Source organism: Lichenihabitans sp. Uapishka_5 (assembly GCF_033947565.1).
Classification (GTDB): Bacteria; Pseudomonadota; Alphaproteobacteria; order Rhizobiales; family Beijerinckiaceae; genus Lichenihabitans.
On sequence record NZ_JARPVX010000091.1, the window covers coordinates 1 to 14,152 of the forward strand.

General features: G+C 68.6%; 15 protein-coding genes. 1 reads left to right on the forward strand and 14 read right to left on the reverse strand.

The genetic code is table 11. From position 1 onward, the window contains the following. Positions 1-51: 51 nt before the first annotated feature. The 3 genes from P7D22_RS19805 to P7D22_RS19815 all read right to left on the reverse strand — a co-directional run bounded on the left by P7D22_RS19805 (position 52) and on the right by P7D22_RS19815 (position 1,772). On the reverse strand, positions 52-279 hold the full coding sequence (locus tag P7D22_RS19805) for a hypothetical protein (RefSeq protein ID WP_319935985.1): 228 nt from the start codon (positions 277-279) through the stop codon (positions 52-54). A gap of 50 nt (positions 280-329) precedes the next feature. Then, entirely contained in the window at positions 330-620 is a 291-nt protein-coding gene (locus P7D22_RS19810) for a hypothetical protein (protein WP_319935986.1), read from the reverse strand. 660 nt (positions 621-1,280) lie between these two features. Beyond that, positions 1,281-1,772, reverse strand: coding sequence for a nucleoside deaminase (locus P7D22_RS19815; protein ID WP_319935987.1), 492 nt, complete (start codon positions 1,770-1,772; stop codon positions 1,281-1,283). A gap of 67 nt (positions 1,773-1,839) precedes the next feature. Between P7D22_RS19815 and P7D22_RS19820 the strand changes: the two genes are divergently transcribed. Further along, positions 1,840-2,805, forward strand: coding sequence for a LysR family transcriptional regulator (locus P7D22_RS19820; RefSeq protein WP_319935988.1), 966 nt, complete (start codon positions 1,840-1,842; stop codon positions 2,803-2,805). A 39-nt stretch (positions 2,806-2,844) separates the two neighbouring features. On the opposite strand, the gene P7D22_RS19825 is transcribed toward P7D22_RS19820, so the two are convergent. The 11 genes from P7D22_RS19825 to P7D22_RS19875 form a co-directional block, all read right to left on the reverse strand. Continuing rightward, positions 2,845-4,314, reverse strand: a complete 1,470-nt coding sequence (locus P7D22_RS19825; protein WP_319935989.1) for an NAD(P)/FAD-dependent oxidoreductase — start codon at positions 4,312-4,314, stop codon at positions 2,845-2,847. Next, positions 4,311-5,135 carry an ABC transporter permease gene (locus P7D22_RS19830; protein ID WP_319935990.1) on the reverse strand — a complete coding sequence of 275 codons (825 nt, stop codon included), beginning with the start codon at positions 5,133-5,135 and terminating at the stop codon, positions 4,311-4,313. Before P7D22_RS19830 ends, P7D22_RS19825 begins: the two co-directional genes overlap by 4 nt. After that, the gene (locus P7D22_RS19835) at positions 5,132-5,992 is read right to left on the reverse strand and encodes an ABC transporter permease (RefSeq protein ID WP_319935991.1); all 861 of its coding nucleotides are present in this window, start codon (positions 5,990-5,992) and stop codon (positions 5,132-5,134) included. Before P7D22_RS19835 ends, P7D22_RS19830 begins: the two co-directional genes overlap by 4 nt. Then, complete coding sequence (locus P7D22_RS19840) at positions 5,989-7,071, reverse strand: ABC transporter ATP-binding protein (protein WP_319935992.1); 1,083 nt, start codon at positions 7,069-7,071, stop codon at positions 5,989-5,991. Before P7D22_RS19840 ends, P7D22_RS19835 begins: the two co-directional genes overlap by 4 nt. Further along, a complete protein-coding gene (locus P7D22_RS19845) occupies positions 7,068-8,144 on the reverse strand; it encodes an ABC transporter substrate-binding protein (protein ID WP_319935993.1) in 1,077 nt (358 codons plus the stop codon). The genes P7D22_RS19840 and P7D22_RS19845 overlap by 4 nt, the downstream gene beginning before the upstream one ends. A 281-nt stretch (positions 8,145-8,425) precedes the next feature. Beyond that, on the reverse strand, positions 8,426-9,826 hold the full coding sequence (locus tag P7D22_RS19850; RefSeq protein WP_319935994.1) for an amidase: 1,401 nt from the start codon (positions 9,824-9,826) through the stop codon (positions 8,426-8,428). A 24-nt stretch (positions 9,827-9,850) separates the two neighbouring features. Then, the gene (locus P7D22_RS19855) at positions 9,851-10,111 is read right to left on the reverse strand and encodes a hypothetical protein (RefSeq protein WP_319935995.1); all 261 of its coding nucleotides are present in this window, start codon (positions 10,109-10,111) and stop codon (positions 9,851-9,853) included. Positions 10,112-10,130: 19 nt separating this feature from the next. Further along, the gene (locus P7D22_RS19860) at positions 10,131-10,961 is read right to left on the reverse strand and encodes a creatininase family protein (protein ID WP_319935996.1); all 831 of its coding nucleotides are present in this window, start codon (positions 10,959-10,961) and stop codon (positions 10,131-10,133) included. Then, positions 10,958-12,196 carry an amidohydrolase gene (locus P7D22_RS19865; protein WP_319935997.1) on the reverse strand — a complete coding sequence of 413 codons (1,239 nt, stop codon included), beginning with the start codon at positions 12,194-12,196 and terminating at the stop codon, positions 10,958-10,960. The genes P7D22_RS19860 and P7D22_RS19865 overlap by 4 nt, the downstream gene beginning before the upstream one ends. Then, positions 12,193-13,236, reverse strand: a complete 1,044-nt coding sequence (locus P7D22_RS19870) for a questin oxidase family protein (protein WP_319935998.1) — start codon at positions 13,234-13,236, stop codon at positions 12,193-12,195. The genes P7D22_RS19865 and P7D22_RS19870 overlap by 4 nt, the downstream gene beginning before the upstream one ends. Before the next feature lie 188 nt (positions 13,237-13,424). Then, on the reverse strand, positions 13,425-14,152 hold a 728-nt coding region (locus tag P7D22_RS19875), incomplete at its 5' end, for an aldehyde dehydrogenase family protein (RefSeq protein ID WP_319935999.1).

Consider the following 14,152-nt stretch of genomic DNA (forward strand, 5'->3'; position numbering starts at 1 on the left):
TGGAACTACCTCAAGCACGCAGGCTACGCGTGCGATTGAGTATCCGATGCTCTAGATCGAGGAACGGAGTGAGGACATCAGGTTGCCGAAGATGTAGCTGGTGATCTGATAGGCGCTCGTCTCCAAAAGGAACCTGACGATCGCGTTACGTCTTTCAAGCGACTGGAAAGACAGGCCGTGCTTAATGCCGCATGGGCCGAAGTCGACCACCGCCTCGTCAGTGAAGGCCGAACAGATCAGCGCCGCGTTGCCCTTGTCCGTGCCGGCAGCGAAGCGCAAGAGCGCATCGCCCGGACTTCGGATGTCATCCCGTCGCTCACGCTTGCCTCCTACAGGTCGAAACCGAGATCGATACCGTAGGCGTAGTGACCGACTTGCAGACAGGACCGGATCTCACGGCTTGTCCGGTGCTGCATGGTCTGCTCGAAGCCGGCCACGGCATTGTCGAGATCACGCGCCGGATCGCCGTCCAGCGCTTCAAGCAGGTCGAGCGCGTCGAGCAATGCCAGGTTGACTCCCTTGCCGATAAACGGCGGCATGACAGGCAATGCGTGGCCGAGCATCGTCAGGCCGGGCGTGCTTTCCCGTGATAGTCGGGCGGCATGACCGAAGTGGGCCAAAGTTGGAACCGGTCCTACGACTATGCCAGCATGTCGAGCCATTCGGGCGGCCAGTCGGGATAGGCGTCGCGAACCGCCGCCAGCACCGCTTCGCTCTTGCCGAGGCCACAATCGGCTCCTGGCCTGCGACCTCAAGCTGCTAGCGTCCCTTGTCGGCCTGCGTCACGGAGGTTACGCGCTGTCCCCGGGCGACCAGGCCGTCTGGCAGGGCATCGACCAGCAGGGCTGCGTACGCGCGATCGCAGCACGTGCTGCTGACCCTCCGGAAAGCTGGCCAGGCTATGTCCTGGTGTGATCGGTGCCTCCGCGGTCGGGTAGGTCGCGGCTGCTGCGGTGGGCAAAATCGGGACCGCGGCCCAGAACCTTGTCGGGCACCAGCGTCAGATCCTCGTCTATGCTGAGTTCCGGGAAGAACTTTAGACTTTGGCAGACCATGCCGACCCGAGCTGACACGGGCGGGGATGGTCCTGAACATCGGGGGCATCTCGGCCTACCTGGTGTTCGGCACCGTGCTGGTCCTTTCATTTGCCGGTCCGGGTCTTCACCAGAAGACGCGATCGTCCCCGGGAAGGCGTGCCGCTTTAAACCCGGCATCATGCACCTGCTGGCATCAGATATCGGCTGACCACCGGCTTCCGCCGCCCGTATGTTCGACCACCATCACCATTGGCCCGTGTGCAGAGCCGCCGCTTCGTCGACCAGGAGGGGGCCGACCACGTCAACGGGGCGCTGGCCCGCCGCGAAGACGACGCGGCTAGGCAGGTCGAGGGTCGGGTTCTCCGGGTGGTCGCCGGTGAGCGCCCTGAGCTCGCGCTCCCCGAGCCCGTAGACCACGCGACCGATGCCTGCCCAATAGGCGGCCCCGGCGCACATGGCGCAGGGCTCGGCCGAAGTGTACATCGTGCAGCCGGCCAGGAACCGCGGGGGATGCGCCTGCGATGCGCGTGTCATCAGCACGCGTTCGGCATGGGCCGTCATGTCCCGCTCCGCCGAAAAGCCGTTGCCTTGCTCCATCAGCACCGTGCCGTCCGGCCCCACGAGGATGGCGCCGAACGGATGGTTGCCGGCTGCCCGTGCGGCCCGGGCCACCTCGAAGCTGCGACGCAGAAAGGCCGCGTCGTCGAGCGTGCCGGCGATCTTGTTAAACGCCATGGGAAACGAACTCCTCTCGTTGGCATGAGCATTGCTGCATGGGCCCTCGATCGCGAGGACGCCCCCGATGCCGATGCACTTCCACTGGATCGCCTTGCGCTACTTCCGGGAAACCGTGCAGGCGCGCTCGATCCGCAAGGCGGCCGAGCAGATCAACATCGCGCCTTCCGCGGTGAACCGGCAGATCATCAAGCTCGAGGAACAGTTGACGACGCCGCTGTTCGAGCGGAGCAGCAAGGGCCTGAAGCTGACCGCGGCCGGCGAGCTCTTCTATCGTTGGGTGCTGAAGAGCCAAGCGGACCTCGATCGGACGGTCGCTGAGATCAACGACCTGCGCGGCGCGCGGCGCGGCCACGTGGTGGTGGCCTGCGAGGAAGGCATCGGCAAGGACTTCCTGCCCGGCGTCATCCAGGTGTTCCGGCAGACGCACCGCCACGTCGACTTCTCGGTCTGCGTGCGCGACATGCTGGACGTGGTGACGGCCGTGGCGGACGGCACGGCAGATCTCGGCATCGCGTTCAGTCCGACCGGCGAGGCCCGGATCAAGCGCCGCAGTCAGGCGGCGGTGGCCATCGGCGCCGTGATGCACCCGGCCCACCCGCTGGCCGGCAAGGACGAGATCAAGCTGTCGGACCTCATCGGCGAAACCCTGATCGTTCCCGACGGCGGCTTCTCGACGCGGCAGCTCTTCAACGCGCAGCTCGGCGGCGACGCCGAGCTCCTGTTCGCCCGGCGGCTCGAAACCAACTCCTTCGAGACCATGACGGCGATGATCAAGGCCGGCATCGGCATCGGGGTGCGCTCGCGCATCGGCATCGCGGGTGAGATTCGCCGCGGCGACGTGGTGTTCGTTCCGTTCGAGGCGCGCGCCTTTCCACGCGAAACCGTGGCGCTCATCGTCAAGGCGGCTCGCATCCTTCCGGTCGCGGGCGCGCTCTTCGCCGAGGCTGTCGACGCGGCGCTGCGCCAGGTGGCGGAAGATCATCGCGAACCCGGGCAAGCCGAGCCCGTCGCGGCGGGTCTCGACGCCTGACAGCACAGTGAACGGATCCGGCAGGCACCGCTTCGGCATCTATGGGCCTGCCAGCGCATCCGCCAGATGCGGGTGGCCTCCGTGGCGCTCCTCGAAATCCTCGGCAAGGTCGAGGTCGATATCCGCATAGGCGGTGAGGCGGGCCACCACATGCGCAGCCTCGCCGGCGAAGAGCCGGTTGGTGACGCCGCGGACGAGGCGCGGCAGGGCGTGGCGATGACCGCTGATCGAGGTGGCATGCAGGCCGTGGCTAACCCCGCTGGCGCCGTTGAAGCAGAACACGCGCGTCACCCAGTCGGCCTGCGCGTCGCGGGGCAGGAACGCGAAATCGGCGCCAAGGAACGGATAGGCCCCGAGCCGGTCGTCGCGTTCGGCGGCCGGCGGCGCGTAGCGGTCGCGCCAAAGCGCCACCCGGGGCGCGAGCGAGGTGAGTTCCGGACGCGTTGCGAGATCGACCCCCGCTCCGGTCGCGCAAAGGAGATGGTCGCAGATCAGCCTGTCGCGCGGCATGTCGACCACGACCGCGTCGCCCTCCAGGGCGACCGAGCCCCAGGGGCTCGCGGGGTGGAGGTGGAATCGCGGATCGGCCAGGGCCCGGTCCAGGGTGCGGCGGGGGGGCGGCTGATCCACGAGGCGGATGTGCCGCGCAACCTGCCACCGGATCGCGGGATCGAGCGCGGGATAATGGGTCATCATGCCGGCGCTCTCGAGGTGCCGGTAGGGATTGACGCGCGGCAGCCGGGCGCGGCGGAAGCAGAGATCGACACGTGCGGCGCCGGCCTCCAGGGCCGCGTTGGCGTTGTCGAAAGCCGAAGCGCCATGGCCGAGCACCGCCACCCGGCGCCCGCGCAGCTTGGCGAAATCGACGGGACCGTTGGTGTGGTCGTAACGGTCGCCCGGCAAAGCGGCGCGAACGAAGTCCGGCACGGTCCAACCACCGGCGCCGTCGTAGCCGGTGGCGATCACGACCGTGCGTGCGTGATGGACGCGCGGTCCGGACGGCGTGCGGGCGGTGACCGCGAGCGTGTCCCCGGGAGCTTCGCGGATGTCGGTCACGAACGTGTCGCCCTCGACCGGCAGGCCGAGCGTCGCCCGGTACCAGGCGAGGTAACCGGCCCAGGCCTTCCGGGGGATGCGGTCGAGCGCTTCCCAGGCGGCTGCACCGTGATGGGCCGTGTACCAGGCCTTTACGGACAGGCTCGGGCAGCCGAACTCCATGCCGTTCAGCCCCTTGGGGGTGCGCAACTCCTCCATGCGGGCGAAGGTGTCCCAAACGCCTTCCCGCCCGGCCGGGGCGCCGTCCAGCAGCACGATGTCGGCCACTCCCTCGCGCCGCAGTGCGGCCGCGATGGCGAGCCCGGACTGCCCGGCGCCGACCACGATCGTCGCGTGGACCGGCGCGCCGTCGGGCATGGTGCCGGGCGTCACCCAGGATACGGCCGGATAGCTCAAACCCGCGAGGTCCGCACGGGCTTGGGCGGCGAGGGTCGAGGCGGCACTTTCGTTCACGCGACGCGTTCCGTGGATGCGAGGGATGGAGAGCGGGGTGCTGTCCTGCGGCGACAAACGGCGCGAAGCCGGCCGTAACCTTCCGTCACCACAACGATGATGGCCGTCAGGATCAGCACGCTCACCTGCATGGCGTTGAGATCGGGGCTGAGTTCGCGTCGGAACTCGGAAGCCACGATGAGCGACAGGGGCTGGGTGCGGCCCGCCAGGTAGAGCCCTATGGTGAGATCGGCGAGCGACAGGATCACGCCGATCGAATAGGCGGCCGACACAGCCGGCCTGATCTGCGGGAACGTGATGCGGCGGAAGCAGACCCAGGGACTGGCCCCGAGGTCGCGCGCGGCCTCCTCGAGCCGGTGGTCGAGCCCGGCCAGCACTGAGGCGATGAGGGCCGTCGTGAACGGCACCGCGACGATCGTCTGTGCCGCGATGAGGGTGGTGGCCCCACGGTCGAGGCCGAAGCGGGCCAGAACCATCGACTGGGCGATGCACAGCACCGTCTTGGGCACCAGGAAGGGCATCAGGAGGAGGGCCGCCAAGCCGATCCGGATGGACCGGTGGGCCGACACGAGGGCGAGCGCACCCCCGAGCCCGAGGGCGGCGCTCGCGACGCCGACCGGCTGGGCGATAAGGAAGCTGGTCACGAAGCCGCCCTGGAACTTGGTGTTGGCGGCGAGCGAGCGATACCAGTCGAGCGTGAAGCCCGACAACGGAAAGGCCATCAGCCGGGAGGCGTTGAACGAGAACACGGCCAGAACCGCGATGGGGAGGTACAGAAAGGCCGTGGCGAGCGCCAAGATCACAACCGCCCGCCGGTTCATGGCCGCACCCTGACCGCGCCGCCGAGGCGCAGGATCGCCATGGCCAGCAATGCTGCGGAGACTGTGAGGGCGAAGAGGAGTGCCAGAGCGAGTGCCGAGGCGGTCGGCCAGTCGAAGGCGGTGCCGAAAAGATTGTCGATCGAGGCTAGCGCCGTGGCCCCGCTGGGTCCGCCAAGGAAGTTCGGCGTTTGCAGGTCGCCGGCCGACAAGGCGAACACAGCCAGGGCGCCTGCGCAAAGCCCGGTGCGTGTGAGGGGCAGCGTCACGCGGAGAAAGGCGGTGAGCGGGCGGGCGCCAAGGTCGCGCGCGGCCTCGGCGAGGCGGCCGTCGAGGCGTTCCGCTGCGATCCACAGCGCCAGGGTCATGAAGGGCAACTCGTCATAGACGAGTGCCAGCACCGTCGCGACCGGCGAAAACAGGATGAACTTGAGGGGGGCCTGCACAAGGTGCAGACCCATGAGCAGCCCGTTGACGAGGCCATCTGTGCCGAGCACGAGGCGCCACGCATAGATGCGGACGATCTCGCCCGTGTAGAGCGGCGTCATCAAGACGACGAGCGCGACACTCTTCCATCGTTTGGGCAGACGCAGCAGCGACAGCGCGACGGGATAGCCCGCGAGGGCCGTCAGCCCGGCCGTCGCGAAGCCGGTCAGCACCGACTTTCCGATCAGGGTGGGATAGGTCGAGCTTCCCAGGACCTCGCGCCAGCTCGCGAGGCCGAAGCCGGGCACGAGCTCGAAGGCATCGAAATCGACGCTCCAAAAGCTGATGACGGCCAGGATGACGAGCGGCAGAATCGCGCCCCCGAGCAGAACCACCACCAGTGGCATCGCAAAGAGCGACCGTCCGCCCGTCATGCCGCGGCCGTCACATAGGCGCGGTCGCCGACTATGGCGAGCGGCACCGTGCTGCCGACCCTCGGGGACTCGGCGGACGCGAAGCGCAGCGCCTGTCCCTGCGCCTCCGCCTCGACCGCGTAGCCCTGGCCGATGAAGGTGACGTGCCGAACGGCGGCCCGCAGGTCGCCGTCGTCCCGCAGCACGATGCTGTCAGGGCGCAGCACGAGCGAGGCCGGCATGCCTTCGCCCAGCGCCGGCAGACCGGGCGCCACGAAGGTGCCGAGCGCAGTGCCGATCGTAGTTCGGTCGGGCGCGACGCCGACCACGTGTCCGGGAACCAGCGTCGCGCCGCCAATGAAGCCGGCCACGAAGCTGCTGGCCGGCCGCCGGTATACGGTTTCCGGCGTGTCGGCCTGGAGGATGCGCCCCCCGTTCATCACGAGGATGGTGTCGCTGAGCCCGAAGGCTTCCTCCTGATCGTGCGTGACATAAACAAAGGCAATGCCGAGGCGGCGCTGCAGGTCCTTGAGTTCGGTCTGCAGATGCGCCCGCATGGTGCGGTCGAGGGCGGACAGCGGCTCGTCGAGCAGCAGGAGCCGCGGCTCCGCCACCATGGCACGGGCCACGGCGACGCGCTGCTGCTGGCCGCCGGAGAGTTGCGCGGGGAAGCGGTCGCCAAACCCCGCCATGTGAACGGCGTCGAGCGCGCGCCGCACCTTGGCCGCGATGTCGCCGGCGCCCTGCCGGAGGGTCAGCGAAAAAGCGACGTTGTCGTGGACGCTGAGATGCGGAAACAGGGCGTAGGACTGGAACACCGTGTTGACCGGCCGCCGCTCCGGCGGGCGATCGCCGAGCACCACGCCGTCCAGCGTGAGGGTGCCCGCGGAAGGCCGCTCGAAGCCGCCGATCATGCGCAGGATCGTGGTCTTGCCGCAGCCGGAAGGCCCGAGCAGCGTCGTGAAGGCGCGCTCGGCAACGTCGAAGTCGACGCCTGCCACTACGGGCGGATGGGCGCCGTAGCGCTTGACGAGACCACGCGCCGACAGGAGGATCGGGGCACCCCCGGCCGTGGCGCGGGGGCTCGTGTCGAGGCTCACGCCGCCTTGACCTCGTTCCAGATCTTGAGCCAGGCCGAGTAGTTCGGCGGCGCCACCGGCCACATGAAGGAGTCCATCACCGACATATCGTCGACGAAGATGGCTTCCTGCTTGTCATGGCTGAGCTTGTCGCGGATGACGCTCGACGCCGTAGCGTAATTGCCGATGTCGGCGATAGCGGTCGCGTAATCCGGCCCAAGTAGGTAATTGCCGAACGCATGGGCGGCCGCGACCTTGTCGTCCGGCGTCGAGGTCGGGATCGCGAAGGTATCGCACCAGCCGAAGATGCCGGCCTTGGGCTTGGCCATGCCCATCGCCATTTTGTCCCGGAGGGCATCGTAGGGAACACGCCACGAGAAGGCACAGGTGACCTCGTTGGTGGCGAACAGGTTGGTGAGGTCGCCGATGGTCTGCCAATAGGTGCGCAGCAGCGGCTTCTGGGCGATGAGGGCCTTCTTGGCTTCCGCCAGTTGGGCGTCGTTCATGGTGAAGACCTCGTCGCGCGGGATGCCGACGAAAAGGCCCGCCACCGCGATGCTTTCGAGCGCATAGTCGCGCATCGCGAGCTGCCCCTTGTACTTGGCGTCGAACAGGGTCGCGTAGGTCGGCTCGTCCTTGTAGACATCCTTGCGGTAGACGATGGGGTTCAGCCCCCACAGGTAAGGCACCGCATAGGTGGCGCCGTCCTTGCCCACCACCTTGGGCGTGTTCTTGAAGGGCGCATAAAGGTACTGCCGGTTGGGGATCTTCGCGAGATCGAGCGGCCGCAGCACCTTGGCGTCGATGTAGCGCCAAGCGCCGTTGAGGCCGGGGTTGACCACGTCCCAATCCTTGGCCGAGCCTGTCTTCAGGGCGGCGAATTGGGCGTCCTCGCTCGACAAAAACGACAGCTTGATGGCTGTGCCGGTCTCCTTGTTGAAGGGATCGACGTATTCGGGGTGGGCGTTCGAATCCCAGGTGGCCCAGACAAGCTCCGACACCGCCGCCTTGGCCCGCTCGGCCGACAGCAGCCCGGCCGACACTCCAGCCATGATCCCCGCCAAGGTCTGGCGGCGCGTAAACAAAACCGACACGGCTCGTCTCCGATGGTCGCCACCTTTGGCGGTCACAGGAGCGTGACCGAAGCTGGGCACCCCCGGAAGGCACGTGTTCCGTACGGCCCGTGCACGTTTCGGCAACGGCCGCGGAGACAGTTGGAGAACGTTGAGGTCACCTGCGGAGCGGACGTCATTCCGGACGGAGCGAAGCGAGGATCCAGAACCGAGCGCTCAGGCGAAGCAGGCCGAAGCGCCCGGTTCCGGGTTCGGCTCCGCCGCCACGGAATGACGCCAATGGATGGGTGTCAGCTTCTTGCCTACCGCGCCAAAAGCTCCAACTGCCCGGCCACCGCGAGCAGTCGGGCGTCCGTTCCCATCGCGCCCATCAATTGCACCGCAAGCGGCAGGCCGGCGCCATCGCGGCCGCGTGGAACCGAGAGCGCCGGGATGCCTGCCACGTTCGCCAGCATGGCATAGGGAGCGAAGGCGTTCATGCGTCGCCAATTGGCATCGACGTCGCCGTCAATCATCGGAAAGCTGCCGAGTGGCGGCGGCGGTGTGGCGAGCATGGGCGTCAGCAGCAGGTCGATCTCGTCGAAGAGGCGCCACATTCCGTGGGCCACCGCGACACCCGCCGCGAGCGCAACTCCGAGGGACACGCCGCTGATCGCAAGGCCACGTGCCACGACGGCGCGCGTCAAGGGTTCGACCTTCGTGAGATCGGCGTCTGCGAGATGTCGGGCTGCGTTCACGGCAATGATGTGGTCGAACACCAGGGTGGCCTTGGTGGTGAACACCGCGAGTCGCTCCGGATCCACCGGCACGAGGTCGTGTCCGGCCGCCGATAGAACCGCCCCGGCCGCGGCGACGGCGCGTTGCCGTTCCGGCTCGATCGGGAACTCCGGCGGACCCTCGACACACCAGCCGATCCGCAACGGTGCGACGGGGCGCGACAACAGCTGCAGGGCCGATCCGCCGAGATCGGGATCGGGCTCCGGCCCTTGTGCCCGACCCGCGATCGCATCGAGCGCGGCCGCCGTATCGCGCAGGCTGCGGCTCAACACCCCTTCGCAGGCGAGTCCTTGAAGATGATTGCCAAAGGCCGGGCCACCCGGGATCGCGGCGCGGGTCGGTTTCAAGCCTACGAGGCCGCAGCATGCGGCCGGCACGCGCGTGGATCCGCCTGCATCGCCGGACTGGGCCAGGGCAACGATCCCGGCCGCGACCGCGGCTGCGGCACCGCCCGATGAGCCGCCAGGAGTCCGGTCCAGGTCGAACGGGTTGCGGGCGACGGGACCAAGGGCGGGTTCGGTGGCCAGGGTCATGCCGAACTCGGGCACCGTGGTAACCCCGAACAGCACCAGGCCCGCGGCCTCGAAACGCCGGGCGAGATCGCTGCTGATTGTCGGCACCGGCGCGTCGCGCAGGAGCCGCGAGCCGGCCACCACCGGAAACCCGGCCGCCACCGCGCCAAGATCCTTCATCAAAAATGGGACGCCGAAGAACGGCATCGTGGCGGCGCGGGCGGGATCGCGGCGAAGCAGCACGTCGAGCGCCTCGGCCTGCCGCAGGCCGCGCTCGGCATCGAGGAAGCGGATCGCGCCGAGATGCGATGCGGCCTCGGCGCGCCGCATAGCCGCCGCCATGGCGTCGCGGGCCGACAACGCGCCGGCCCGAATGGACCCTGCCAGGCCCAGGGCATCGTCGGACTGATCCATGACACGTCTCCGGGTGGTCCGGCGTCAGGCCGGGAGGGCGTCCAGCACGGCGTGCGTGTCTGCCCCTAGCACGCCGCCCTTGATCGGGATCTGGCCGATGAGGTCGCGATACAGGTCTGGCGATGTCGCGGCTGTGGCAACCCAAACCGTGAGGCGGTCGTAGCCCTGGTCGAGCGCCTTGGCGCTGAACGCCCCATAGGCCGGCTTGTCGATGGCCAGGGAGGCTGTGCTGGCTGCTGCGAGCCCGCCGTCGAGCGGGAAGCGGTGAGGCGCGCTTGCGATCACAACCGTGCCGCCAACCGTATCACCGGCTCCGGACCGGCGCGAAAGCGGTTTTGTCCGTGACCACATCCATCGAGGTGTCGGCCACCTCGCGAACGAGCCGGACCAGAGCCCGGGCAGCGCGCTCGACTTCCTCCTTGCCACGGACAGGGTCGGCCGCGGCCGCATTGCCGGCGACGCCCGCGGGATGGAGGTCCTGGGCCTGCCAGCCGTAGCCGATGCCCTGTTCCGGGCTCAGCATGCCGCCCCGCTGCTCGATCTCCATCGAGCGGGGACGGAAGTCGGCGGCGTGATCCATGCGCACGAACTCGGGATGCAGATGCAGCATGACGCTCGTCTCGGACTCGCCGCCATGGATGCCATGGCGACGTTCGGCCAGCGAATACAGGTCGGTCGTGTCGATCGCGCGGAACCAGGAGGCGCCCACCGCGAACATGCCGAGTTCAACCCGGAGTTCACGGCAGACGATCTCCACCACCTGCGGCTGGCCGCCGTGCGAGTTCCAGATGATGATCTTGCGCACGCCGGCCCGCCACACGCTTTTTCCCACCTCGAACCACAAGCGCGCGAGAAGGTCGTAGGGCAGGCTCAGTGTGCCCGGATAGGCGAGGTGCTCGTTCGACTTGCCGACCGGCAGCGCCGGCAACACGAGAGCCGGAAGGTCGTCCGGCATCAGGTCCACGGCGCGCGCCACAATCCCGGCATTGATGGCGGCATCGACCCTGACGGGCAGATGCGGCCCGTGCTGCTCGACGGCGCCGACCGGCAGCACGGCGACCACCTGCGCCATGTCGAGTTCCGCGAACTCGCGGGTCGACAGATCCCACCACCAGCGCGAGGAAGGGCGGGTCATAGGCTGTTTCCGAATGCGCTTGCGCCCGACAGGACCCCGTCTGCGGCGACGACCCGTCCGCGCTTCAGCACCGTGCGGGCGCGGGGCCGCTCGAGCACCGCTTCTGCAATGCCGGCGCAGGGCAACAGCACGAGATCGGCAGCGGCGCCGACCGCGAGCCCGTAGCCGGGCAGGCCGAGGACGGCGGCCGGCAGCGCCGTCGCCATTGCGAAAGCGTGAGCGAGGTCGTCGTTCGAGAAGAAGCCCTGCCGGTAGCCGATCACGGCCGCCCGGTCGAGCATGTCGCCGTCGCCATAGGGCCACCAGGCGTCGCGAATATTGTCCGAGCCCGCGAACACCGTCACGCCGGCGTCCCGGAGGCGCAACACCGGCGGCATCGGCCCGGTGCCCGGCGCGTTGGTCATGATCGCGACGCCGGCCCGGGCAAGCGCTGCGGCAGTGCTATCGAACGTGGCATCGTCGAGGGCTCCGAGCGCATAGGCATGGCTGACCGCGACACGGCCGCCGAGCCCGGCAGCTTGCGTCCGCGCCGCGATGTCACGCAACGTGAAGGCGCCGAGCGCCCCAGGATCGTGGAGGTGGATGTCGATGCCGGCGCTGCGCCGCTCGGCAATGGCGAAGATGGCATCGAGGTGTCCACCGACGTCACCATCGATGCCGGCAGGATCGAGGCCGCCCACGAGGTTTGCACCAGCCGCCACCGCGGCATCGAGCAAGTCGGCCGTGCCGGGGTCGCGCAGGATGCCGCTTTGCGGAAAGGCGACGATCTGCATGTCGATAAGGGTCCGGAACCGCTCCTTCAGGCGCAGGATGGCTTCGAGCCCGGACAGGCCGACCTCGGTGTCGATATCCACATGGGTCCGCACCGCCCCCGTGCCGAAGGCCACGATCTGCTCGATCAGGCGGCCGCCCCGCTCTTCGATCGACAGGGGCAACGTCCTGAGCAGGTCCTTCTCGGCCTGGATGCGTGCGGCCACGGTCGCACCGGGCCGATGGGGGATCAGCGGCAGGCCGAGCAACGTCTTGTCGAGGTGGATATGGCCTTCGACGAAAGAGGGCGAGAGCAGCCCGCCGAGGCAGTTCAGAGATGCACCATCGGCGGGTGTCAGTGCCCCGACGTCGGCGATCGCAGCGATGCGCCCGTCCGCCACAGCCACGTCGACCCGCCGTTCATCCGCCAGGGTGGCGTCGCGGAGCAGCAGCCGCGTGTCGTCAGACGGCAAGGGATCACTCATGGGATGAGCCCGACGCGCCGGGCCGCCACGACGCGGTAGAGCCGGTCGCCATAGATCTTCTCCTCCTCGTTGGCCGAGAACACGAGGCTGATGTCGTGTTCGTCATCCGACGCCACGGCCGTCGCCTTGATGGCTGCCCAGTCCGGGCATGGCAGGTGCCGCCAGGTTTCGAGGGCCGCCGCGTCTGGCAGGGTCGGAAAGCCGATGCTCGGCACCAGCGCCGCGACGGCCTGCCAGAAGCAGCGGAGCAGGCCGGGGTCGGGGCAGACGCCCGACACCACCCGCACCCAATGGGCACCTGTGACGGCGTGCAGGGCCGCGAAGTCCATCGTAGCCGCGTAAAGCGCCAGCGATGTCGCCGCGACCCGAGCCGGCGTTCCGGCGTCGATGCGAAGCCAGTCGACGGCCTGCGCGAAATCCGGGTCTGCGGCCGTGGCCCGGATCGCGTGCCACAGGTGGTCGTAGGCTGGAAGCGCACGCAATCCCGGCAAGGCTGTCACGCGAGCCAGGACCACCCCCGGGTCGTCGGTTTCGGGCGTCGCGCCGGTCGATGGCGGCAGGGGAAGGTAGCAACAGGCCCAGTAGCCGAGAGCGGTTCCGACCTCGGCCGGATCGCTCTGCAGCACCCCATAGGCGAGCCGCATCAGCGGGTGCAACGCGCTACCTGCTACGCCCGGGGCGAGACGCGGCAGATAGGCCGAGACCGCGTTCTGGATGCCCAGCCGTGCGACCTCGCCGGTGAAGAACGCCCGGGCATCCGTTTCCCGCGTGCGATCGCCCAGGATGGTTGTCCAGGACGCGGCGTCGATCGGGCCCACGGCATCGGGCGTGGCAACAAGCCCCTTCGTGTCGCGGTAGGTGGCGAGGAACGCCGCCTTGCGCTCTGGGCTCGCCCCGAGCCTGTCGAGCGCGACCAGAATCATGGGCAGGTGATTGGCCAGCACATCCGGGAATTCGGCGCTGTGACGACGCGCCTGTTGCAGCAGTGAGTCGAGGCCGAGGCTTGGCCGATCGCGCGACGCCATCGTTGCAAAGGTCATGCGCGTCCTGCCGAAAACGTCCCAACCCCCGGCGACCGTCGTCGGGGAACGCCGAATTCACAGCACCGGGCTCCGCCTCACAAGGCCACTTTTGATCGACACAGCAGTGCCGTTTCGGCAACGGCGGGCAGGCATGTCACCGACGGGTGAGGATGTCGCGATACGCGCCTTGGCGCCGTGAGCGTCGATCAGGCGCCATAGCCGACGATCCCCTTGATCTCGAGGAAGTCGTGGATGCCGAAGTCGGCATATTCGCGCCCGTTGCCGGACTGCTTGTAGCCGCCGAACGGGGCGTGGGTGTCCCAATCGGGATAGTTGATCTGCACCTGCCCGGCCTGGAGACGCTTCGCGACGCGCCGCGCGTGGGCGAGGTCCGTCGACTGCACGTAGGCCGCGAGGCCGTAGACCGTGTCGTTGGCCATCGCGATCGCCTCCTCCTCGTCGCGGTAGGACAGGACCGACAAGACGGGGCCGAAGATCTCCTCGCGGGCGATCGTCATCTCCGGCCGCACATGACCGAACACGGTCGGGCGCACGTAGTAGCCGCGGTTGAGGTGTTCGGGCCGGCCCGGTCCGCCGGTCACCAGGGTGGCGCCCTCGGCGAGGCCGGCCACGATGAGGCGCTGGATCTTGTCGAATTGCGCCTGGCTGACCACGGGCCCGAGCACGGTCGCCTCGTCCTGCGGGGGGCCGACGCGTTGACTTTCGGCCGCGGCGCGGGCGACCGCCAAGGCCTCCTCGTGCCGGTCGGCCGGCACAAGCATGCGGGTGGGCGCGTCGCAGGACTGGCCCGAGTTGCCGAGGCAGGCCTCGACGCCCAACCGCACCGCCGCCGCGAAATCCGCGTCGGGCAGGATGATATTGGGCGACTTGCCGCCGAGTTCCTGGGCGACGCGCTTCACGGTGTCGGCCGCCG